This is a genomic window from Candidatus Omnitrophota bacterium, assembly GCA_041648975.1.
GTDB lineage: Bacteria > Omnitrophota > Gorgyraeia > 2-01-FULL-45-10 > 2-01-FULL-45-10 > JAQUSE01.
In genome coordinates, this window is record JBAZNZ010000005.1 from 15,959 (window position 1) to 38,191 (window position 22,233).

The following is a 22,233-nucleotide window of genomic DNA, read 5'->3' on the forward strand; positions in this document are numbered from 1 at the left end:
CCCCCTTAAATTGACTTTTAGTTGTAAGTTGTAAGTTGTAAGTTGTAAGTTTTAAGCGGTAAGTAAAAATTTTTATCTTACGACTTACAACTTATAACTTACTGCTTAAATCAGGTGTTCGAAATCTATCCCTTCGGTTATCGGCCCTTTACCAGTGCCCGTTATAAACTGATGGACTATCGGATCTTTCGTATTTTTTATCTCTTCCGGTTTGCCGTTAGCTATTATCTTCCCGTTGTACAGCATGGCGATCCTGTTGGCTATCTTATAGGCGCTCGACATATCGTGCGTCACGGCTATAGATGTTACCTTGAGCTGGTTATGAAGCTCTACGATCAGGTCATTTATCGCGTCGCCCATTATCGGATCGACGCCCGTAGTCGGTTCATCATAAAGGATTATCTGCGGCCTTAGCGCGATCGCCCTGGCCAGGCCTACTCTCTTCCTCATACCTCCGGATAATTCCGCGGGTTTCTTATATTCGACATCTTTCAATCCCACGAGCGCAAGACATTCCTTGACCCTTTGTTTTATTTCCTGGCGGCTGGAATTCATATGCTCTATCATTCCGAATGCGACGTTCTCCATGACATTCAGCGAATCGAAGAGCGCGGCCCCCTGGAAGAGCATGCCGAACTTCATACGAAGGGCGTTTAATTCCTTCTCATCCATCACCGCAACGTCCTTACCGTCGACTATGACCTGGCCGCTGTCCGGTTTTAATAATCCTATGATATGTTTCAGGAGCACGCTCTTGCCGCATCCCGACCTTCCTATTATTACGGTCGTCTCGCCTGTATTGATGGCCAGGTTCAGGTTATCAAGCACCACGTGGCCTTCGAACGATTTGCACAGGTTAATGATTTCGATCATGTTTAGCTTTCACTTTTTATTGGTTCATGACAAAATAGAATAATGCCGTAAAGAAACAATCGGACGCTATTATCAGTATGAAACTCGTTACAACGCTCGACGTAGTCGCGCGCCCTACACCCTCCGCGCCGCCTTCCGCGGTCATACCTTCATAACAGGCTACTATACAGATTATTATCGCGAAGAAATAACTTTTTATAAGTCCGGTAAAAAGATCCTTATATTTAAGCGGATCCCACGTGTTCTTCATATAAAGTCCGTGGGATATACCGAGTTTATATACACCTATGATGTAACCGCCGAGTATGCCTATCATATCGGCAAATACCGTAAGGAGCGGAAGCATTATCATGAGCGCCATGAACCGGGGGACAACCAGATATTTCACGGGATTCGTGGCCAGCGTCTCAAGAGCGTCTATCTGCTCGGTAACCTTCATTGTGCCGAGTTCGGCGGTGATAGACGCTCCTACCCTGCCCGCGACTATCAAAGCCGTCAGGACGGGACCGAGCTCCCTTGTCATCGATATGCACACCAGTGAGGCTATATACATCTCAGCGGAAAACCTCTTCATCTGATATGCGCTCTGCAGGGCGAGCACCATTCCGGTAAAAAAGCTTATAAGAGCTACTATGGGAAGGCTGTCAACCCCTATCTTGGACATCTGTTCTGTTATCTGCTTCCTCCTCAAAGGCGGGATAGGTATCCAGAAAAGTGTCTGCCCCATCAGTACCGAAAGCCCTCCCGCATACCTGATAAACTGCATGAAGCCGCTGCCGAGACCCTCTAATACCTTTCTCATCAGAATTTATCCTTATGTTCAAACCCTAAGAAATCCTCATCCTGCCCAAGCATCATCTTAAGACTTTCATGCTGATGAAGCTTATACTCGAGCTGGACCTCGTCCGTATGCCCGATGCTTTCTCCCATCTTCTCCTCGGCGATGAATTTCTTGAAATCGAGGCTGATCACATCGTCTATCTTCTTTGTCATTCGTATTTCCTGGGCATCCTTTAGCTTTGTAGTCTCCAACACGTCCCAAGAAAGAGCCTGATCATCGTTCAGGATCTTTATTCCCGCAAAGAGATCGTTCCTGCCTATCTTACGCAGGTCCATCTCGCCGGACAGCGTAAAGTAACCGCTCTCCCGGGTTATTCGTGAGTCCTCGATATGCATAATAGGCCCGTCACCTGTAAAACTGGCTGTCAGATATTTGAAATCCAGCGTCGCGATAGTCCCGTTGCGTATTTCCATGCGTATATCAGTTTTCAGGGTTTCCGGCTTACCTTTAAATGCGAACTTTCCGTTCAAAGTGCCCGACAACATGGAAGAAGGATCTTTTACCCCCAGGTTGGCAAACAACCAGGTCAAGCTTACGTTATTTGCGGTAAATACGGCGTCTACGTTATAGGGTTTACTTAAAAATATTTTCGCTCGGGCTTTGACTATCTCACCGAAACTAAAATCGGGGATCTCAAGCATACCGCCTGAATAACGATAAGACGCCTTAGCGTTAAATAACGGCCTGAAATTGACCACGAGGTTTTCCGCATCCACTTCTCCTTCTACAAAGGCCTTTTTTACACCGCCCCCCGCGCCCTCTATCCTGTTCTTTAAATTCAGGTCGCATACTATATCGCATCCGTATAGTTGTATATGTTCAACCCTTATTTTGGCGTCAAGAACGCCGCTTGACGATAACGCCCCTTTTGCTTTTAATGTGCCTGCCGCCGGACGTATCTCTATGTCAAAAGAGTCATCTTTGACCTTTCCTACAAAATCGACTTTCTCTTTATTGGGCAGATTGACGTACCCTTTAACATCGGCGTCGGCAAAGCTCCCTTCCAGCTTAACAAAACCGGTCATACCGCCGTTCTTCGTGACAAAATTTATATAAACGGAAGAGTCCCCGGATAATACATCACATACCGCGGGGCCGCCTTTTCCGTCCCTGCAAAAGACAGAGAACAGAAAATCCCATATCCTGTAGTCGGTCCTGATGCTGTTAATATCCACGGACGAGAAGAGGAATGTCCCTTTTTTGTCCTCTATTTTTATATCATTGAAGACGAAGGGCCTGAATACGCCGCCGTCTATGCTGCCTATCGAAAAACTGACTTTATCATTAAAGGTCTTTTCGATGCCCATTTCGGCAAGATTCTTCATCTGCGGGACAAACGCTTCCATCCTGCTCTCGGCGAATACCGTCAGGCAGGTTATGAGGAGCGCCGCCAGTATAAATTTAAACCTTCTTCTCGTTCTTGAATGCCGCATCGCTTACCGTTTTGAACTCCAGATGATCGACCTTTGCGGTTACCAGTACCCTGCCGCCTTTTTTAAAAGACCCTCTTATTATCTCCTCGGCCAGCGGATCCTCCAGGAACCGCTGTATCGTCCTCTTGAGGGGACGCGCGCCGAAAGCCTTATCGAACCCCTTATCGATCAGGAAGTTCTTTGCCTCGTCGTTAAGGTCTATCTTTATGTCTTGCTCCTTGAGCCTTGACTCGACGTCCTTTATCTCAAGCTCTACTATATGCACCAGGTCATCCCTCGTAAGGGACCTGAATACTATTATATCGTCAACCCTGTTAAGGAATTCCGGCTTGAATGCCCTTTTCACTTCGTCCAGGAGCCTCTCCTTCATACCCTGATAGGTAACGTCCTCGGCCTGCGATTTGAACCCTAAAGACCCCTGCTTCTTCAGCATCTCAGCGCCTATATTGGAGGTCATGATAATAATGGTATTCTTGAAATCGACCTTCCGCCCGAAAGAATCGGTCAGGCGGCCTTCCTCAAGCATCTGCAGGAGCAGGTTGAATACGTCCGGATGCGCCTTTTCGATCTCGTCCAGCAGCACTACGGAATAAGGACGGCGCCTTACCTTCTCTGTCAGCTGGCCCCCTTCTTCGTATCCGACGTAACCGGGAGGCGCGCCAACGAGTCTGGAGACATTGAATTTCTCCATGTACTCCGACATATCGATCTGTATAATAGCGTCGTCGTCACCGAACATGAATTCGGCAAGAGCCCGCCCTACCAGCGTCTTCCCCACTCCGGTAGGCCCCAGGAACACGAATGACCCTATGGGCCGCTTCGGGTCTTTGATGCCCGCGCGCGAACGCCTGACGGCGTGCGCTATAGCGCTTATGGCCTCGTCCTGCCCTATGACACGTTTATGCAGGGTCGCTTCCATCTTCAGGAACTTATCCTGTTCTTTCTCTTCAAGTTTAAGGATAGGGATGCCCGTCCATTTGGATACTATAGTGGCGATATCATCCTCGCCGACTTTGGGCTCGAATTTCCCCTTTGACTCTTTCCACTCCCTTTTTATCTTGTTAAGTTCGTCTTTGATCTTGCGTTCCTCATCCCTGTACTTCGCGGCCTTCTCGAAATCCTGGTCTTTTACGGCGGATTCCTTCTCTTTTTTTACTCCCGCCATCTTGTCCTCGATATGTTTTACGTCCGGCGGCGCGGTCATAACGGAAAGCCTTGCCCGCGAGCCCGCTTCGTCCATAAGATCTATAGCCTTGTCGGGCAGGTACCTGCCGCTGATGTATCTGTCGGAAAGCTTTGCGGCAGCCTCAAGCGCCTCGTCGGTAAATTTTACCTTGTGATGCGCCTCGTACTTGTCGCGAAGCCCTTTCAATATCTCTATCGACTCTTCAACGCTCGGCGGCTCGACCATTATCGTCTGGAACCTTCTCTCGAGCGCCGCGTCCTTCTCGATGTGTTTCCTGAATTCATCCAGGGTGGTGGCGCCTATGCACTGTATCTCACCCCTCGACAATGCCGGCTTCAATATATTCGAGGCGTCTATGGCGCCTTCAGCCCCTCCGGCGCCTACCAGCGTATGCAGTTCGTCTATGAATACGATCACGTCCTCGGAACGCTTTATCTCGTCCATGACGGCCTTGATCCTCTCCTCGAATTGCCCCCTGTATTTTGTGCCGGCTACCATCATAGCCAGGTCCAGGATTATCAGCCTCTTATCCTTAAGGGTCTCAGGCACATCTCCGGCTATTATCTTCTGGGCGAGGCCTTCAACGATAGCGGTCTTCCCAACGCCGGCCTCTCCCAGAAGGACGGGATTATTTTTGGTCCGGCGCGACAATATCTGTATGACGCGCTCTATCTCGTTCTTCCTGCCTATGACCGGATCGAGTTTATTGTCCTTTGCCAATTTTGTCAGGTCTCTCCCGAACGCATCCAGAGCCGGCGTCTTCGCATGGGACACCTTCTGCCCCATCTCGTATCCGGGAATCTCCGATCCAAGCAGGTTCATGACCTCTTCTCTGACCTTTTCAAGCTCAAGCCCGAGATTCATCAATACCTGGGAAGCCACGCCTTCGCCTTCCCTGATCAATCCCAAAAGCAGATGCTCCGTCCCAATATAATTATGGCCAAGCGAGCGCGCCTCATCCATCGCAAGTTCTATGACCTTTTTTGCCTTAGGAGTAAACGGGAGGTCACCGGATATAACAGTGCTCGGGCCCGGCTGGACGAGCTTTTCGACCTCAAGCCTGATCTTATCCGCACCCATCCCAAAGCTGGCCAGGACAGCGGCGGCAACGCCTTCGCCCTCCCTTACGAGCCCCAGCAGTATATGTTCCGTCCCTATATAATCATGATTAAACCTCTTGGCCTCCTCCTTAGCCAGGAGTATGACCTTCCTCGCTCTTTCCGTAAATCTATTGAACATTGGCATGTGTAACTACCCTCCGTCTCAAGTTTCAGTTATAAGTTATAAGTTTTTGGTTGTAACTAAATCGCTTACAACTTACGACTTATAACTTACAACTATTTCAGTTTTTCCTTAACCAGATCCGCCCGCTTTATATCCCTCTCGCTGGGATTCAGCGTCTTGCCCCACAATTTCTGGAGATGGCCCGGTTGCGTCAATATGAATAGCTCGTTCACCATCCTCCTGTCGAGGTTCTTCACTATCCCCAGATCCACGCCGAGCCGTATAGCTGAGAGAAGCGTAACGGTCTCATTGCTCGTGATTATATGCGCGTTCTTCAGCGTCCCGTAGGCCCTGGAGATCCTGTCTACAAGGGCTTCTTTGGATCTCGTCAGTATCGATTTCCGCGTCGCGTCTTCCCTGGATATCAACTGGTTGGTCACCCTTTCGATATTGTCTATCGAGTCGGCTTCGGTTATACCCATGGCAACCTGGTTCGATATCTGGAAAATATTACCCATGGCTTCCGTGCCTTCGCCGTACAATCCCCTGATATTCAATCCTAGTTTAGCGATCGCCTGCAGTACCTTGCCTATCTGCCCGGCGAAGACAAGCGCAGGCAGGTGCAGCATAGTTGAACATCTCAAACCTGTCCCTGTATTCGTGGGGCATGCAGTAAGGTATCCCCATCTTGCGGAATATGAGTAAGAAAGCTTCTTGCTTAAGTCCGTATCTATCTCGTCTATGATCCGCCAGCATTCGAGCAGGTTCAGGCCCGACTGCATGACCTGTATCCTTAAGTGGTCCTCTTCATTGACCATTATGCTGACTATCTCTTTGGGATCGACGATTAGCGCCTTATACTCGACGTCTTTCGCGTGCTCCGGGCTCATCAGGTGCCGTTCCACCAACAGCATCCTATCGGTCTCGTTCAGGTCCTTCAACCGCAGGAACATGGCGTCTTTAAGAAAATTACATGACCTGGCCGCGTCCCTGACCGAACCGAGGATCTCCTCAAGCTGTTTCTTGTTCGCCCAGTTCGAGAACGGGACCTTATCGAGGTTCCTCGCCAGCCTTGTGCGGGACGACATAACTATGTTGGAGCTCGGTCCCGACCCCTTCAACCATTCGCAATTCTGTCCCAGGAAATCGTCCATCTTCACCCCGCCCATTCCTCCCCTCGCAAACCAATCCTGACTGTTAAATCTGTATAGTCGATATAAAAATCTTTGCCATTATTAAGAATATATGAATGGGCGGGGTTCATTTTTTCTCGCCGCCGTTCTTGCTCTTCGACTCAAGTTCTTTTATCTCATCACGGAGCTTCGCAGCCTCTTCAAATTGCTCCGCCTGGATGGCCTTTTCCATCCTCAATTTAAGCTCCTGCAATGTCCTCGTATCCTTTACGGTCTTGCCGACCCTTAACGGCACCTTCCCGACATGCCTGTCGGCGCCGTGTATCCTTTTAAGCAAAGGAGCTAACTGCCCCTTAAAAATCTCGTAACAGTTGCCGCAGCCCAACCTCCCCGTCTTTTTAAAATCCAAAAAAGTAAACCCGCAGGTAGGGCACTTCATGATATCCGTAGATTCAGGTTCTATATTAGCCCCAAGGTCCGCCAGTCCCGCCAGGAGATCGCTCAGTCCGAAGTGCTCTTCCATCTCGCTTCCCTTTTCCTTAGCGCACCCCTCGCAAAGATGGAGTTTCGTCACCTTTTCGTTAACGATCTCTGTCAGGTGCACTGTCGCTTCATTCTTACCGCAAACGTCGCATATCATTTTAGTATTTCACTCCATCGGTCTTCGTCAGTTCCTTAAACCTTTCGGTAAGCTTGAGCGTAATCTCGCCCGGCTTACCGTCGCCTATCTTCCTCTCGTCTATATTCACGACCGGTATCAGCTCAGCTGCAGTCCCGGTCAGGAAGACCTCGTCCGCGCCGTAAAGATCGTCCATCTTCAGGAGTTTTTCTGTAAATGGTATATCCATGCCCTTGGCCAGGCTTATCACGGCGTCCCTTGTGATGCCCTCCAGCGCTCCGAGGCTGACCGGCGGCGTAATGAGCTCTCCGTTCTTCACCATGAATATATTGTCTCCGGTGCATTCCGCGACATAGCCCTCATATGTAAGCATGATCGCCTCTTCAGTACCTGATTTAATAGCGTCGATCTTGGCAAGGATGTTGTTCAGGTAATTCAGGCTCTTTATCCGCCCGTCGAGAGCCTGTGGAAGATTCCGCCGGGTAGTCGCGGTGACGATCTTCAGCCCTTTCTGGTAAAACTCTTTCGGGTAGAGGGCGATCTTATCGGTGATTATGAATACCGTCGGGATTTTGCATTTCCTGGGATCCAAACCGAGATCGCCGACCCCTCTGGTGACGACAAGCCTGATATAGGCGTCTTTAAGCGAGTTAGCTTTCAGCGTGACGATAACAGCCTCTATCATTTCGATCTTGGTAAGGGGGATCTTCAGCTCGATAGCGTCGGCAGACTTATAAAGCCTGTCAATATGTTCTTTCAGCCTGAAGACGAGGCAATTGTATGAGCGGATACCTTCGAACACACCATCGCCGTATAAAAGGCCATGGTCAAAGACCGAGATCTGCGCTTTAATCTTCTCTACAAGTTTTCCATTCAGGTATATCTTCACCCCGCCCACTCCCAAACCCCTAACCCATCATAGGATGGGCGGGGTCCATTATCTTAGCCTTATAATAATTATATAAGTATATTATATAAACAATATAGTGTCAAATGGAAACCTACATTATGTGGGCGCTGCGGTTGGGTTCGGCGTACTCGATGTGCGGGTTTTGCTTCAATTTCGTCACTGCCTCTTCTACATTCATGCCTTCGGACAAGGTAACCTCGCAACTTCTATATAGCGACTTTTCTACCTCCGGCAAATCGTTGTAGGCCGCTGCAAATACCTCTTCATCGGTCATAGCCGCCGCTTCAGGGTGGTCCTTCTTATATCTAGTCACAGCAGGTTTTATCGTATGGATGCGCCTTATTTCCTTCGATTCTATTCCTGCGGATCGCAATATATCCCGCGGATCGACGCCTTCTTTAAATTTAACCAGGATCTCGCCCGGCGCGTATTGCGGGCCATTCGATTGTTCGACGATGGCGGACGAGCCGTCTACCACCACACTGTTAACGAGATCGTTGAAAAATAGGGCAAGCGCCGTAAAACCTACAACAAGTACAACACTCTTAATTACGGTATTCGCATTCATAGGTTAAATAATTTTTCCGTCTCTCATCATGATGCCTTCGTCGGTCCGGCGGGATATTTTCTCGTCGTGGGTCACGATGGCAAGGGCCATCTTCGACCGCGATTTCAGGTCAAACAGGAGCTCATATATCGACTCACTGGTCTTTGAATCGAGATTGCCGGTCGGTTCGTCGCATAATAGAATTTCAGGTTCGTTGATAAGGGCTCTCGCAATCGCGACGCGCTGGGATTCACCGCCCGATAATTCGCCGGGCCTGTGGTTCGCCCTACGTTCCAACCCTACCGATTTTAAAACTTCGCTCGCCCTCTCTTTGATAGCTGATAGCTGAAAGCTGAATGCCGACAGCTTTATCAGCGCCGGCATCATAACGTTCTCCAACGCAGTGAACTCAGGTAAGAGATGGTAGAATTGAAAAACGAATCCCACCCTCTTATTCCTGATTCGGGACCTTTCTCTATCGGAAAGTCTGTAGATATCAATGCCGTCCATGGTGACTTTCCCTGATGTAGGCCTATCCAGACCTCCAAGTATATGCAGAAGCGTCGACTTCCCCGCGCCGGACGGTCCTATGATAGCTATTGATTTGCCGTTCTTTACGCTCAGGTCTATCCCGTTCACAGCCCGGACTTCTTTTGAGCCGTTCTTATACGCCTTATGCAGGCCATATCCCATTAATAATATCTTATCCATAGTTATCCACAATGTAGCTGACGTTTAAACGTCAGCTACTATTCGTATCTCAACACCTCTATCGGATCGAGCCGCGACGCCTTGAAAGCGGGATATATCGCGGCAATAAGGCTAAGTAAAATACTCGAGCATATTATTACAGATATATCCTGGAGATCCAGCTTAACGGGTAACTTATCAATATAATAAATATCTTTAGGCAATGTTATGAATTTATATGTCTTAAGACACCAGCAGACGCCGACCCCCAGCAAGGCTCCGGACAACGTACCCAGCAACCCTATGATCCCGCCCTGGATAGAGAATATGGTCATCATATCCGACCTTGTAGCGCCTATCGATTTCAGTATGCCTATATCTTTCGTCTTTTCCAGAACGGTCATGATGAGGGCGCTGGCAATATTAAAGCAGGCTACCGTCACAATAAGCGTCAATATTATGAACATCACGGTCTTCTCCAGCTTTATCGCCTCAAGAAAATTCCTGTTAGAGTCCATCCACGTCCTTACCACATAAGGAACGCCTAACTTGGCCTGAAGCTCTCTCTTCAAATCTTCCACCGCCAGAGGGTCGTCAGACCTTACCGCTATACCGCTCGCCATATCCTTGACGCCCAACAGCTCCTGCGCCGCGGTTATGTTCACATAAACTAGATTCATGTCGTATTCGTACATGCCGGAAGTGAATATACCGGTTACCTTGAAGGATTTGCCTTTGGCATAGTTCGACGGGTTAAGGAAAAATTTATTTTCAAGGTTCGCGTTCGTTGGCGAGACCAGGGAGACTGTGTCGCCGATCTTTACGTTCAGTTTGTTCGCAAGCTCGCTTCCCAGCACCACCGAATCGCCGTTAAGGTCCAGAGATCCGGATTTTATGTACCCGCCTATCTTCTTTACCTTCACTTCGTCTTCGCTCACGATGCCTTTGGCCACAACGCCCATGATATTGTCGCCGCTGCGCACGAGGGCCTGGCTGTTCAGGAAATAGGCCGATGCCTCTACGTGTTTTGCGCTATTTATCGCATCGGTAAGTTCTGCGGAGGGCTTCACGCCGTATTCGGAGAGTATCTCTATGTGGGAATATGTGCCTATTATCTTCTCTTTCAGGTCTTCATCGAACCCGCTCATGACGGATATAACTATGATGAGCGCGGCTACGCCTATCGCCACCCCAAGTATCGAGATGAGGCTTACCAGAGAAATGAACTTCTCTTTAGGTTTTGCAGTGAGATATCGCAGAGCTACGAATAACTGCCAGACCATTGTTATTCTCAAACTCCTTAGCCGTAAGCTATAAGTTGTAAGCTGTAAGCTATTTTTAAAACTTAATTTATTGCTTATAGCTTAAAGCTTATGGCTTAAAGCTATCGCTCTCGGGTTTTAACTGAGGAAACAATATGACGTCGCGGATCGAAGGCGAATCCGTAAGTATCATGACGAGCCTGTCGATCCCTATGCCGAGCCCGCCGGCAGGCGGCATCCCGTATTCGAGCGCGCGCACGAAGTCTTCGTCTATAGATCGCGGGGCGTCGGCGTCTTTGCGCCCGGAGTTCTTCGCGGCCTTCAACTCTTCTTCGAACCTCATCTTCTGTTCTATCGGGTCGTTAAGCTCCGAATACGCGTTGGCGATCTCCATCCCGCCCATATACAGCTCAAACCTGTCCGTGAGGAGAGGGTTGTCGGCTTTTGTCTTTGCGAGAGGGCACATCTCTTTGAATATATCTACGACGAATACAGGATGGTTCCCGGCTTTAGGCTCGACGAGCTCCCCGACTATGTTCACGATCTGAGTGCGCGAGACGTCCTTGCCTTCTATCTCGATCCCCTTCTTCTTCAATTTCTTTATCCACTCTTCCTGCGTGTCCGAAGGAGATATTCCGAACTGCTCTTTCATCAGGTCGGCGAACGAGACCCTCTCCCATTTCGACAGGTCGATCGTCCGGCCCTGGTATTGGAGCTCGGTCTTTCCGAGCACTTCACGCGCAAGGCTTGTGACCAGCTCTTCCGTCAACTTCATCATCCCTTCGCAATCTGAATACGCCTGGTAGACCTCGAGCATGGTAAATTCCGGATTGTGCCTTACGGAGATCCCTTCATTCCTGAAGTTCCTGTTTATCTCATAGACTCTATCAAATCCGCCGACCAGCAGCCGCTTCAGATATAATTCAGGCGCGATCCTCAAATACAGGTCGATGCCGAGCGCCTCGTGGTGCGTCTTGAAAGGCTTCCCGGCCGCGCCGCCCGGCATGCTCTGCATCATCGGCGTCTCCACTTCAACAAAACCCTTCTCGTCGAGGAATCTTCTTATACGGCTCACTATCCTTGAGCGCGCGATGAAGACCTTCTTCACCTCATCGTTCACTATCAGGTCTACATAACGCCGGCGGTATCTCGTCTCGACGTCCTTTAACCCGTGCCATTTTTCAGGGAGCGGACGGAGGGATTTTGACAATATCGTCAATTCTTTTACGACAATGGTCGGCTCACCTGTCCTCGTCTTGAACGTATCGCCTTTCACGCCCACAAAATCCCCTATATCTAGATTCTTCAAAAATTCAAATTTCTGCGGCCCGATGATATCGGCCTTTATGTATGCCTGGATCTTACCGGACGAATCTTTCAGGTCGTAGAACAGGCTCTTCCCGTGTTCGCGGCACGCCATGATGCGGCCGGCCACAGATACTGTCTTCCCTTCGGAAAAATTGTCCTTAAGGCCTTTTATATCCGTCGAAAAGTCAAAACGTCCGCCGTAGGCATAGATGCCGCCGCTTGTTATGCTTTCGAGCTTCGCCTTCCTTTTCTTTATAAGCTCGTTCTCTTCCACATGCTCATTCATTTTATTCTCTTCCCTTCTTCGTTTCGATCACCTTCAGAAAAGCCCCGACCACTACAGGGTCGAATTGCGTGCCTGCGCCTTTCCTGATTATCTTTATGGCCTCTTTTTCGGAAAAGGCTTTTCGGTACGGCCTGTCCGATATCAGCGCCTGATAGACGTCCGCGACGGCGATGATGCGTCCGCCGACGGATATCTCCTCCCCCTTCAGTCCGTCGGGATAACCCTTACCGTCCCACCTTTCGTGATGGCGAAGGATCAGGGGGATGACATCGTGCAGGAATTGTATAGGCCTTATGATATCGACCCCTATCTGGGGATGTCTCTTTATCTCCTCATATTCCTTTTTTGTAAGGATGCCTTTTTTATGCAATATTTTTTCGCTTATCCCGACCTTACCAAGATCGTGCAGTATAGCCGCCCTCTTTATCCGCTCTATTTCGTGTTCAGGCAGGCGAAGCTCCCTGGCAATATCCGTAGCGTATAATACGGTCTTTTCCACATGTTTGCCCGTGTAGTTGTCTTTCAATTCGATCGTCTTGGCAAACGCGAATATCGCCTCGATCAGGCTCTGGTTCGCGCGTTTGGTCAATTTATCTATCTTCTCTTTAAGAAAGCCTACATCCTCTTTAGTCTTACCGTTCTCATCATAAGACGGCGCGCAGGTCCTGAGGTCCAGGGACGAACATACTTTGTTGCCGCCGAATTCCTTGGACTTGTCCAATACCTCTTGAGCCAGGTTCAGCAGATCCGAAGGCCTGGTGACACCGTCTTCCGGATATGACGCTACGGACAGGCTTATCCTGAGTTTCACAGACTGCTTCCTGTTCCCGAAATTCTGCAGGTTAGTGGCCTCGAGGATCCTATGGGCCAGGTTTATGACTCCGGTCCTGTAAGCTCCGGGTGCGACTATGACAAACTCTTCGCCGCCGTATCTGACGATCACATCATATCTGCGCAGCACTTTCCTGAGATGGCCCGCAAATTGTTTCAGCGCCATATCACCGAACTGATGGCCATAGACGTCATTTATTGATTTGAAATAGTCTATGTCGACCATTATTATCGACACGGGCTTCGATTCCCTCTTGGCCCTGGCAAACTCCGCCTCCATCGCGTCTTCGAGATAACGATGGTTATAGAGCCCGGTCTCGAAGTCCTTCATCACCATCTGTTTCAGCCTGGCATTGGTCTTCGAAAGCTCCTTATTCAGCGCAACCACTTTCCCTTGCGCCTTCTTGAGCCCGGTGATATCGGTTATTATAGCCTCTGCCATCTTTTCTCCCGTCACCGGATCTGCAGTAAGAAACGATTCGCTGATGACCCACCTGTCATCCCCTTTTAATGTCTTAAAATGGTATTCGTATCCGTGAACCTCGCCTTTCTTCAGAAGGATCTTCCTTAGCGCTTGCTCCGACTCCACATACACCATCATTTCCTTCAAAAGTTTGCCTTCCAGATCGGAAGCCTTGCAATCAAGGCCCAGGATATTCACAAACCCCTGGTTTGCCGAAATTATCCTGCCTTCGTCAAAAGAATAGCTCAATACACCGTCTTTGGTAAGTTCAAATAATCTCGAGTATTTTCCTGACATATTATCTCATCTTCCTTATTTTTATACCGGTGCGCCTTTCTCTCTTTACGGGTTTTTTCGCCGGCGTCTCTTTTTTCAAAATTATCAACAGGGCGTCCACGACAAGCGGATCAAACTGTGTGCCGGCGCCGTTCTTTATTATCCTCATGGCCTCATTTTTAGGATACGCTTTCCGGTATGTGCGATTAGAGGTGAGCGCCTGATATACGTCGGCGATGGCTATTATGCGCGCTCCCATCGGTATTTCATCGCCTGCCATGCCGGCCGGATAACCGTTACCGTCCCATCTCTCATGATGGTAAAGGACAAGCGGCACGATGTCATGCATAAATTGGACCGGCCTTATGATGTCGGCCGCTATCTGGGGATGTCTCTTTATCTCCTCATATTCCTTTTTACTCAGCTTCGACTTCTTATGCAGTATCTTGTCGCTTACGCCTATCTTCCCGAGATCATGCAGGACAGCCGCCTGTTTGATATTCTCGATCTCTTCCGGAGGCAGGTCAAGCACCTTCGCTATCTGGGTAGCGTAATGCACGGTCTTCTCCACATGCTCCCCGGTGTAATGATCTTTCAGCTCGATCGTCCTTGCAAACGCGAATATTGATTCGATCAGGTTCTGTTTTCCGCGCTTGGTAAGTTTTTCTATCCTGTCTTTCAAGAACCGCACATCAGTGCTGGCGTTTTTTCCCTCATCATCCTTCTTCTCTTTATTTAAATTCTCCGAGGAATAGATACTATTCCCCCCGCTCTCCTTGACTTTGCTCAATATGCTGTCGGCCATGTTAACGAGATCCATCCCTATCATGATCTTGTCTTCAGGATACGCCGCTACGGCGACGCTCATCTTTAATCTTACGGAATGTTCCTTATCTCCGAAATTGTAAAGGTTGATGGCGTCCAGGATCCTCTGTCCGAGCGCAAACGCCTTATCCCTGGCTATTCCCGATGACAATATGATAAACTCCTCCCCTCCGAAACGGATCACTACGTCATACCTGCGGACCATCCTCTTCAGATAATGGGCTAGCTGTTTCAACACAAGATCCCCGAATTCATGTCCGTAAAGGTCGTTTATCGATTTGAAATAATCGATATCGAGCATTATAAGCGAAAGAGGATGACTATACCTCTTGGCCCGGTAGAACTCGGACTCGATCATCTCGCTCAAGTACCGATGGTTATACAGCCCTGTCTGCGTATCTTTCAGCGCCAATTGTTTCAGGCGTTCATTCGACTTAACAAGCTCGGCGTGCAGGTCCTCGCGCGACTTTTCCGCTTCGGAGCGCTTAGTTATATCTTCCGCGAACCCGTAGAAATTCACGATATCGCCGCTTGCGTCCCGGTACGGCACAACCACGAGCCGGCAGCGGACGAATCTGCCGCTCCTGTGCACCATGTTAAGTTCCCTGTCGAAGATACCCTCTTTCGCGGCTGTGCGCAGGACCTCATCGGCGTCTTCCTTCGATTCATGGATATCCGCGGGCGTCAGCTTGCCTATCGCCTCCTCCGAGGTATATCCGAACATTTTCTCGGAATACTTGTTCCATATAGAAAACTTCCCGGACTTATCAATGACGCCGATATGAAGCGGTATGTTTTCGGTCACCAGCTTATGTCTTTTGCCGCTCTCTGAAAGCGCGCTCGCAGCCTCTTTTACGTTTACTACCATTTTCGCGTTTTCCAAAGCCACCGCGGCGCCTGCGGCCAATCCCTGAAGCATAAAGACATCCTGGGTATCAAAGGGACCATGGTCTTTCTTGTTATGCATAGACAGGCATCCGAGAAGTTCACCGGAATACCCTATGATAGGGATATTTACAAGATTGTAAAAACCAAACTCTTTCCCTGCCTCGGGGAGAATATGAGAGTCATGCTCGGGATCATTCGCTATATAAGGCTTCATAGTATTAATGACCCAGCCTGCCACGCCGCTGCCCGGTCCGAATACATAATGTACAGGTTCTAGACGCCCTCCCCTGTTATATTCATTAAATTCCATGACGCCGCCCGCTAAAAGGCCGGCTGTCCCCGCATTCGCTTCGACAAGCTCCATCGCTGCGGCGACAAGCGTCCGCAATATGACAGGCGCCTCAAGTATCTGGTTTATATGCTGACTCGTACGCGACAATATCTCCAACTGGTAATCTCGTTTAACCAGCGCGTCGGATTCGAGCCTCCGCTCTTCCTCCACGCCGATGGCTGACGCGAGGATCCCTATTATCTTCTTATCTTCGACGCTCGGCACGTAATCGTACGTATATACCACACAGAGCGAACCGACGCACGCCCCTCCAAACTTTACCGGATAACCCATATATGACTTGAGATTATATTGAGCTATATTAGGATCGGTCTTCGCGTATTCGCTGTCCTGGAGGTTCGGCATAAAAACAGCGTCTTCGCCACCGCCTTTTATGACGTCGTAGCATATATGGCCGTCGGGTTTACCGCTGGGGTTGAAACCGGGAGGCGTGTTCCACTGCCCGCACGAACACAGCAGGCCCTTTTCCAGCCTATTATAGAGGGCGGAGTCCGCGTTAAGAAGTTTGCCGCAAAGCGCTGTAAGATGGTTTATGTTTTCAAGGGGCTCGGTCGTAAATGCCAAAAATGCCTCATTTATCGCCTCCAGCCTCTGTTCAGTCTGTTTACGTTCGTCTATGTCGCGCACCATCGCCAGAAGCCTGTACCTGCCGCCTATAACCGCGCGCTTGAGATTTACCTCGACCCAGAAGAGCCTTCCCAGTTTGTCTCTCGCAAGCCATTCAAATATTTGAGGCTCGTCGTCAGCCGCTTTTCGCATGAACTTCATCGCCTCATCCTGAGTAAACGGTTTTTCTCCGGCGCTCAAGGCATGGACGCTCAGATTAAGCATCTCCTCCTTGGGATAGAAATACATCTCACAGGTCTTATTATTGACATCCACTATATGGCCGTTCTCTATATCGTGAACGAAGATGGCGTCGTTGCCGCGTTGAATATGGCGCTGTAAGTGGCCTCCTGCAAGAGTTCCGCCACGTTCAATTTTTCACCGTCTATCTTAGACGATTTAAGGCTCGACACAAGCTGTTTCAACGTCTCCAGCTGCGCCGTAAGCTCTTCTATTGTCTTATCTTTGTCTTCCATGAATGTATTTATCCTTATTAATTGCTAATAGTATAATAGAGTATACTATCTGGATCCTAATAAGTCAAATGGGACAGGAAAAAGCTGATTGAGCGGCTATTTGATATTTAATTAAAAATGATTTGACTTTTTAACATATATTATGTTACCCTGCCGTAATGAAAGCAGGAGATAATGGCAGGGACGAAAAACTTATAGACGCCTGTCTGAAAAGAGACGCAGCCGCATGGGCCTTATTTGTGGAAAAATACTCCGGGCTCGTCTCAACTTCTATCACAAACCGTTTGAAGAAATACGGGCTGGCGCTTGCGCATCAGGAGATAGAGGACATTCGGCAGGACGTCTTCACGTCCATATGGAGTGGCGATAAACTCGGGAGCGTAAAGAACCGTAAGGCCATATCGTACTGGCTCTCTATAGTTTCCGGTAATACGGCGCTCGAATACATGCGAAGCAAACTCCGGAAGGAACCTGTAAAGCCTCTATCTATATCCGACAAGATAGGCGAAACCGAACTGGCGGGGCTGATCCCCTCTTCGGGACCATCTCCTTATAAAAAGCTGGAAATAGACACTATCGTATCAGGGATAGAATCGGCCATAGAATCGCTTGGCGGAAAAGATAGATTGATAATGAAATTAAATATCCTGTATGACAAGAAGCATGAAGAGATTGCGGAAATATTGAATATTCCAGCCGGGACTGTCTCATGCTACATAAAGAGGTCCAAGGAAATATTGAGGAGAAAATTGCGGGATTTGATGGAGTGAAAAAATGTTAAAATAGTTGCAAGAAAATCCCGATTTTTACCGTCTTATATAGTGGGGGGCTAAAAGATATAAGTCGTAAGTTATAAGTTATATGGAGGAAAGATGATAGATATAAAAAGTCATACGACCCATCCGACAGACGTAGAGCTTGCCGGCTTCCTCGGCAACTCGCTCGCCGCTGACGATAGAAAACGCGTTGAAACTCATATCTACGGGTGCGAGGAATGCCTTGCCAGGGTCGTTTCAGCTTATGAATCGGTCAATTCGTTCAACAAGAAAGGTCTGCCTAAAAAAAGAAAGGGTAACATTATGAATAGGATAAACCTCTATTTCGTGCTGGCCGCTATATCGTTCGCACTGTCTTTCGCGGTCCCCAGGTACTTCCTGCAGTTACTGGCAGCTACTCTGCTTTTGGGGGCAAAGTGGATAGCCGATTCAAAAACGACAAAGATGCTCGTAATGATCCATGAGGCATGGAAAAACGGCGGCGGAAGAGAAGCTTCCAGAGTGCTAGAAAAGTTTGAATCGGCGTATAAGGGAAGGTTATAGATTATCAATGGAGAAAGCCGAAAGATGACTGATATCTTAAATCGACGCCATCAATATGTATCTTTCGGCATAAATTCGGCCTAACGGTCAAACATCACAAACAACTTATGTTCGCTAACGCTCTATAAGTTGTGGCCTCATTTAAGAAAAAGGCCCAAGTCTATTTAGGCTTGGGTCAGTTCCTGAAGAAGGTATACCTTCCGCTTTTCAGCGGCTTGAGATCGATCTATGCGAGAAGAAGATCTCAAAACCGGCAAAGCGTCTTTCAATCGCCCCCTTTGAGGTTAATGCCGATCGTGATACGGCCGCCCTTTCGGGTGACCATCCGGCTTCTCCGTAGAAAAGCCGTACTTCTTTCGTTCAATCGACCACTCTCCCTTCTTCTAAATAAAGTATAACACACCCTCAGCAATTTTCAATAGCCGGCGCTCTTCCTATTTTATTATTAACAAAATAGTTATTTAAACAAACATTGCCTCGGTCGGAGACCTCGGCACACGGCAAATAGACTTTTTTAAAAAACTTGCAAGAATTTTGGCGATTTTACCGTCTTATATAGTAGGGACAATTCCGGAGGGAGGTGATAACTATGATAAAAGATGACCTGAAGCTGGAGGTATCAAGGCTGCACAAGCTCGACGGCAGCGGCGCGACAAAGGCGTTTTGCGATATCTCAATATTCGGCAGCCTTGTGATAAACGGCCTGCGCGTTGTCGAGGGAAAGGACGGCCTCTTTGTAAGTATGCCCAGAGAGGAAGGCAAAGACGGAAAGTGGTACAACACCGTGATACCGTTGAACAGGGATGTAAAAGATGAGATAGAAAAGGTCGTATTGGAGGCTTACGGAGGGTAGATAGATGGGCCGCGAGAAGAAGATAGTCGGCGCGATCGGGGAAAAGGTCGCGATAAAGTTTTTAAAGGATAAAGGTTATAAGATCCTCGAAACCAACTATCGCACCACATTCGGAGAACTGGATGCGATAGCTAATAAAGACGGCTTAATGATCTTTATCGAAATAAAAACACGGGCTTCTTCTTCTCTCGGCCCTCCCTATCTCGCGGTTACGGCATTAAAAATTCGGCACATAATAAAGAACGCGCTCTATTACCTGAAGCTGCGCGGCCGCGTATTTTGCGACTGGCGGATCGATGTCGTATCTGTAAAATTAGGACCCGATAATAAAATCGAATCGATAGAATTAATCGAAAACGCGGTTTGCGACAACTACTAAGGAGAAATTTATGATAGCAAGGATATTTTCAAGCGGCATCGCCGGCATAGACGCATATGAGGTCACCGCAGAAACCGATATCGGCGGAGGTCTGCCGCAATTCAACATAATAGGCCTGCCCGACACCGCGATAAAAGAATCTCGCGACAGGATTAAATCCGCGATCAGGAATTCCGGTTTCGTATTTCCCTCCAAGAAGATAACGGTAAACCTCGCCCCTGCCGACAGCAGGAAAGAGGGCGCGTCCTTTGACCTGCCCATAGCCCTTTCTATCCTGGCTTATGAAGGCGTGATCGATTGTTCGGCGCTGGCCGACTTCGTATTCTGCGGCGAGATGTCGCTGGACGGAAAATTGAAGCCTGTTAAAGGGTCCCTCTCGATAGCGATGGGCTTAAAAGCCATGGGTAAGGCCAGGCTTGGACTGCCAAAAGCTAATATTAAAGAAGCCGGAGTGGTAAAAGGTATCGAGGTCTATCCTTTGGAGACGCTTAGAGATACCGTAGCTTTCATAAACGGTAAATTAAAACTGTCTGCCTATTCCGCGAACAGCGAATGCGCGACAAAAAAAACTCCCAGATACAAAGTGGATTTCAATGACGTAAAAGGCCAGGAACACGCGAAACGCGGCCTGGAAGTCGCTGCCGCAGGCGGCCACAATGTAATGCTGATCGGTCCCCCCGGTTCCGGAAAGAGCATGCTGGCCAAACGCCTTCCTACGATATTATCCGACATGACACTCGAGGAAAGTCTTGAGACATCTAAAATCCACAGCGTAGCAGGCTTACTGTCTCCCAACAAAGGACTGATCTGGGCCCGTCCATTCAGGTCGCCGCACCATACCATATCCGACTCGGCGCTCGTCGGCGGCGGGACGAATCCGACACCAGGAGAAATAAGTCTGGCACATAACGGCGTATTGTTCCTCGATGAGCTTCCTGAATTCAAAAAGAACGTACTGGAAGTATTAAGGCTGCCTATTGAAGACGGTTCGATAACTATATCTAGAGTCGCCAGGACCCTGACATACCCTTCGAAGTTCATGCTCGTGGCGGCAATGAACCCCTGCCCGTGCGGAAATTTTACAGACCCGAAGCGTGAGTGCCACTGCACTCCTATTCAGATACAGCACTATCTTTCGAGGATATCGGGGCCGCTTCTCGACAGGATAGATATTCACCTCGAGGTGCCGAGATTAAAGGTGGAGAACCTGACGGATAAGCGGCGCGGTGAACCGTCCGAGGATATCAGGAAACGGGTCGATGAGGCACGAACGCTACAAAGACAGCGCTACAAGACCGATGCCGTATACTTCAACGCGCACCTCGAGCCAAATGAATTGGAAAGATACTGCGTCCTCGACAGAGAGAGCGAAGAATTGCTAAAGCTAGCGATATTGGAGCTTGGTCTATCGGCCAGGGCATACGACAAGATACTCAAGGTTGCCCGAACGATCGCCGACCTGGATCATAAAGACGTGATCGAAGCCCATCACATATCAGAGGCTATCTCTTATAGAAGCCTGGACCGCAATTTATGGGGATGAGCGATTATCCACAGAGTAGCCGACGTTTAAACGTCGGCTACTACCAATATAAGGAGATAAAACGATGAATACAGCTACGCCTTTATCTAATATAGCTAAAGTGTATGGAAAAAATGCTGTGGTTTCCCTTGTAAATGGCTATAGCATAATACATCTGGATAATCCTACAGATGAACAGATAAAGCAAAGGATTAAAGAAGTACTTGAAGGACACATTGATGATGACCTCGAAGACGATTGTCCGCTTTGCCAGGAGATGAAAGGCAAACCGTACGACATCGTCTACTACAAACAATAACCCAACTCTCAGTAGGGGATGTTTAAACGTCCCCCTACATTGTGGATAACTTATGGGAAATATAAAACGATTTTACGAAATAAATGCCGCTTATTTCCTGACTACTAATACGGAAAATAATCAAACCATATTCAGCGACCCTAAAAATTGCAAAATACTTCTCGTTACACTTGAATATTTCAAGCTTGTCCTGGACTACCGCCTGTACGGCTTCTGCATTATGCCAGATCATTTACATATTGTGATACATCCCGTCGGCATATATAACTTTTCATACATTATGAAGATGATAAAAGGTTCTTTTACAAGAAAGCTAAACAAGGCTAATGGCAAAACGGGTAAGATTTGGCAGAAAGGATTTTACGATGAATATATCAGAGACGAGCTGCACCTTGTGAAGGTATTGGAATATATACATAACAATCCATTAAAAGCAAGATTAGTTGTGGAGCCTGAAGAATATCCTTTTTCGAGCTATAATCACTATTTTCAAACTACTTGCCAATCAAACCAAATCATTGAAATTGACAAGCCTGTATTATAAAGTTATCCACAGAGTAGCTGACGTTTAAACGTCAGCTACTACTAGGTAGGGGAGGTTTAAACCTCCCCTACTAGTGTGGATAACCCATCAAACTTAATCGTGATTACAGGCAAATATGGCGAATTAATGTGGCAATTCCGAAGGTATCCAGGACGATCGCCGACCTGGACCATAAGGACGTGATCGAAGCCCATCACATATCAGAGGCCATATCTTACAGGAGCCTGGACAGGAATTTGTGGGGCTAAATCTATGAATCTAACCAGGT

Annotated in this window: 21 protein-coding genes and 1 pseudogene; 8 read left to right on the forward strand and 14 right to left on the reverse strand. The window is 48.4% G+C overall.

The features are described from left to right. Window positions 1-105 precede the first annotated feature (105 nt). The 14 genes from WC592_02205 to WC592_02270 all read right to left on the reverse strand — a co-directional run bounded on the left by WC592_02205 (window position 106) and on the right by WC592_02270 (window position 17,029). Window positions 106-873 carry an ABC transporter ATP-binding protein gene (locus tag WC592_02205; protein MFA4981269.1) on the reverse strand — a complete coding sequence of 256 codons (768 nt, stop codon included), beginning with the start codon at window positions 871-873 and terminating at the stop codon, window positions 106-108. Between the two features lie 16 nt (window positions 874-889). Further along, entirely contained in the window at window positions 890-1,675 is a 786-nt protein-coding gene (locus tag WC592_02210) for an ABC transporter permease (protein ID MFA4981270.1), read from the reverse strand. Continuing rightward, window positions 1,675-3,147 (reverse strand): hypothetical protein, encoded by a 1,473-nt coding sequence (locus WC592_02215; protein ID MFA4981271.1) that lies wholly within the window; start codon window positions 3,145-3,147, stop codon window positions 1,675-1,677. Before WC592_02215 ends, WC592_02210 begins: the two co-directional genes overlap by 1 nt. Then, window positions 3,116-5,572, reverse strand: a complete 2,457-nt coding sequence (locus tag WC592_02220) for an ATP-dependent Clp protease ATP-binding subunit (GenBank protein MFA4981272.1) — start codon at window positions 5,570-5,572, stop codon at window positions 3,116-3,118. Before WC592_02220 ends, WC592_02215 begins: the two co-directional genes overlap by 32 nt. A 98-nt stretch (window positions 5,573-5,670) precedes the next feature. Further along, the gene (locus tag WC592_02225; protein ID MFA4981273.1) at window positions 5,671-6,726 is read right to left on the reverse strand and encodes a protein arginine kinase; all 1,056 of its coding nucleotides are present in this window, start codon (window positions 6,724-6,726) and stop codon (window positions 5,671-5,673) included. A gap of 91 nt (window positions 6,727-6,817) precedes the next feature. Beyond that, window positions 6,818-7,330: a UvrB/UvrC motif-containing protein gene (locus WC592_02230; protein ID MFA4981274.1), complete on the reverse strand. Its 513-nt coding sequence runs from the start codon at window positions 7,328-7,330 to the stop codon at window positions 6,818-6,820. 1 nt (window position 7,331) lies between these two features. Then, window positions 7,332-8,198 (reverse strand): branched-chain-amino-acid transaminase, encoded by an 867-nt coding sequence (gene ilvE / locus WC592_02235; protein MFA4981275.1) that lies wholly within the window; start codon window positions 8,196-8,198, stop codon window positions 7,332-7,334. Between the two features lie 112 nt (window positions 8,199-8,310). Continuing rightward, the gene (locus WC592_02240; GenBank protein ID MFA4981276.1) at window positions 8,311-8,787 is read right to left on the reverse strand and encodes a hypothetical protein; all 477 of its coding nucleotides are present in this window, start codon (window positions 8,785-8,787) and stop codon (window positions 8,311-8,313) included. A gap of 3 nt (window positions 8,788-8,790) precedes the next feature. Continuing rightward, complete coding sequence (locus WC592_02245; GenBank protein MFA4981277.1) at window positions 8,791-9,477, reverse strand: ABC transporter ATP-binding protein; 687 nt, start codon at window positions 9,475-9,477, stop codon at window positions 8,791-8,793. A gap of 38 nt (window positions 9,478-9,515) precedes the next feature. Continuing rightward, window positions 9,516-10,751: a lipoprotein-releasing ABC transporter permease subunit gene (locus WC592_02250; protein MFA4981278.1), complete on the reverse strand. Its 1,236-nt coding sequence runs from the start codon at window positions 10,749-10,751 to the stop codon at window positions 9,516-9,518. A 76-nt stretch (window positions 10,752-10,827) separates the two neighbouring features. After that, on the reverse strand, window positions 10,828-12,312 hold the full coding sequence (lysS, locus tag WC592_02255; GenBank protein MFA4981279.1) for a lysine--tRNA ligase: 1,485 nt from the start codon (window positions 12,310-12,312) through the stop codon (window positions 10,828-10,830). A gap of 1 nt (window position 12,313) precedes the next feature. Further along, window positions 12,314-13,903: a diguanylate cyclase gene (locus WC592_02260; GenBank protein MFA4981280.1), complete on the reverse strand. Its 1,590-nt coding sequence runs from the start codon at window positions 13,901-13,903 to the stop codon at window positions 12,314-12,316. A gap of 1 nt (window position 13,904) precedes the next feature. Next, window positions 13,905-16,928, reverse strand: a complete 3,024-nt coding sequence (locus WC592_02265) for a diguanylate cyclase (protein MFA4981281.1) — start codon at window positions 16,926-16,928, stop codon at window positions 13,905-13,907. Beyond that, window positions 16,844-17,029: a hypothetical protein gene (locus WC592_02270; protein ID MFA4981282.1), complete on the reverse strand. Its 186-nt coding sequence runs from the start codon at window positions 17,027-17,029 to the stop codon at window positions 16,844-16,846. The genes WC592_02265 and WC592_02270 overlap by 85 nt, the downstream gene beginning before the upstream one ends. 158 nt (window positions 17,030-17,187) lie before the next feature. Here WC592_02270 and WC592_02275 point away from each other — a divergent pair, with 158 nt between their 5' ends. The 8 genes and pseudogenes from WC592_02275 to WC592_02310 all read left to right on the forward strand — a co-directional run bounded on the left by WC592_02275 (window position 17,188) and on the right by WC592_02310 (window position 22,213). Beyond that, complete coding sequence (locus tag WC592_02275; GenBank protein MFA4981283.1) at window positions 17,188-17,799, forward strand: sigma-70 family RNA polymerase sigma factor; 612 nt, start codon at window positions 17,188-17,190, stop codon at window positions 17,797-17,799. A gap of 102 nt (window positions 17,800-17,901) precedes the next feature. Beyond that, window positions 17,902-18,348, forward strand: a complete 447-nt coding sequence (locus WC592_02280; GenBank protein ID MFA4981284.1) for a hypothetical protein — start codon at window positions 17,902-17,904, stop codon at window positions 18,346-18,348. A gap of 589 nt (window positions 18,349-18,937) precedes the next feature. Continuing rightward, window positions 18,938-19,201: a SpoVG family protein gene (locus WC592_02285; GenBank protein MFA4981285.1), complete on the forward strand. Its 264-nt coding sequence runs from the start codon at window positions 18,938-18,940 to the stop codon at window positions 19,199-19,201. Between the two features lie 4 nt (window positions 19,202-19,205). Further along, the gene (locus tag WC592_02290) at window positions 19,206-19,580 is read left to right on the forward strand and encodes a YraN family protein (GenBank protein MFA4981286.1); all 375 of its coding nucleotides are present in this window, start codon (window positions 19,206-19,208) and stop codon (window positions 19,578-19,580) included. A gap of 10 nt (window positions 19,581-19,590) precedes the next feature. After that, window positions 19,591-21,123 carry a YifB family Mg chelatase-like AAA ATPase gene (locus WC592_02295; protein MFA4981287.1) on the forward strand — a complete coding sequence of 511 codons (1,533 nt, stop codon included), beginning with the start codon at window positions 19,591-19,593 and terminating at the stop codon, window positions 21,121-21,123. Window positions 21,124-21,187: 64 nt separating this feature from the next. Next, entirely contained in the window at window positions 21,188-21,421 is a 234-nt protein-coding gene (locus tag WC592_02300; protein ID MFA4981288.1) for a hypothetical protein, read from the forward strand. Window positions 21,422-21,473: 52 nt separating this feature from the next. Next, on the forward strand, window positions 21,474-21,965 hold the full coding sequence (locus tag WC592_02305) for a transposase (GenBank protein MFA4981289.1): 492 nt from the start codon (window positions 21,474-21,476) through the stop codon (window positions 21,963-21,965). A gap of 134 nt (window positions 21,966-22,099) precedes the next feature. After that, window positions 22,100-22,213, forward strand: a pseudogene (locus WC592_02310) (hypothetical protein). The last annotated feature ends 20 nt before the right edge of the window (window positions 22,214-22,233 follow it).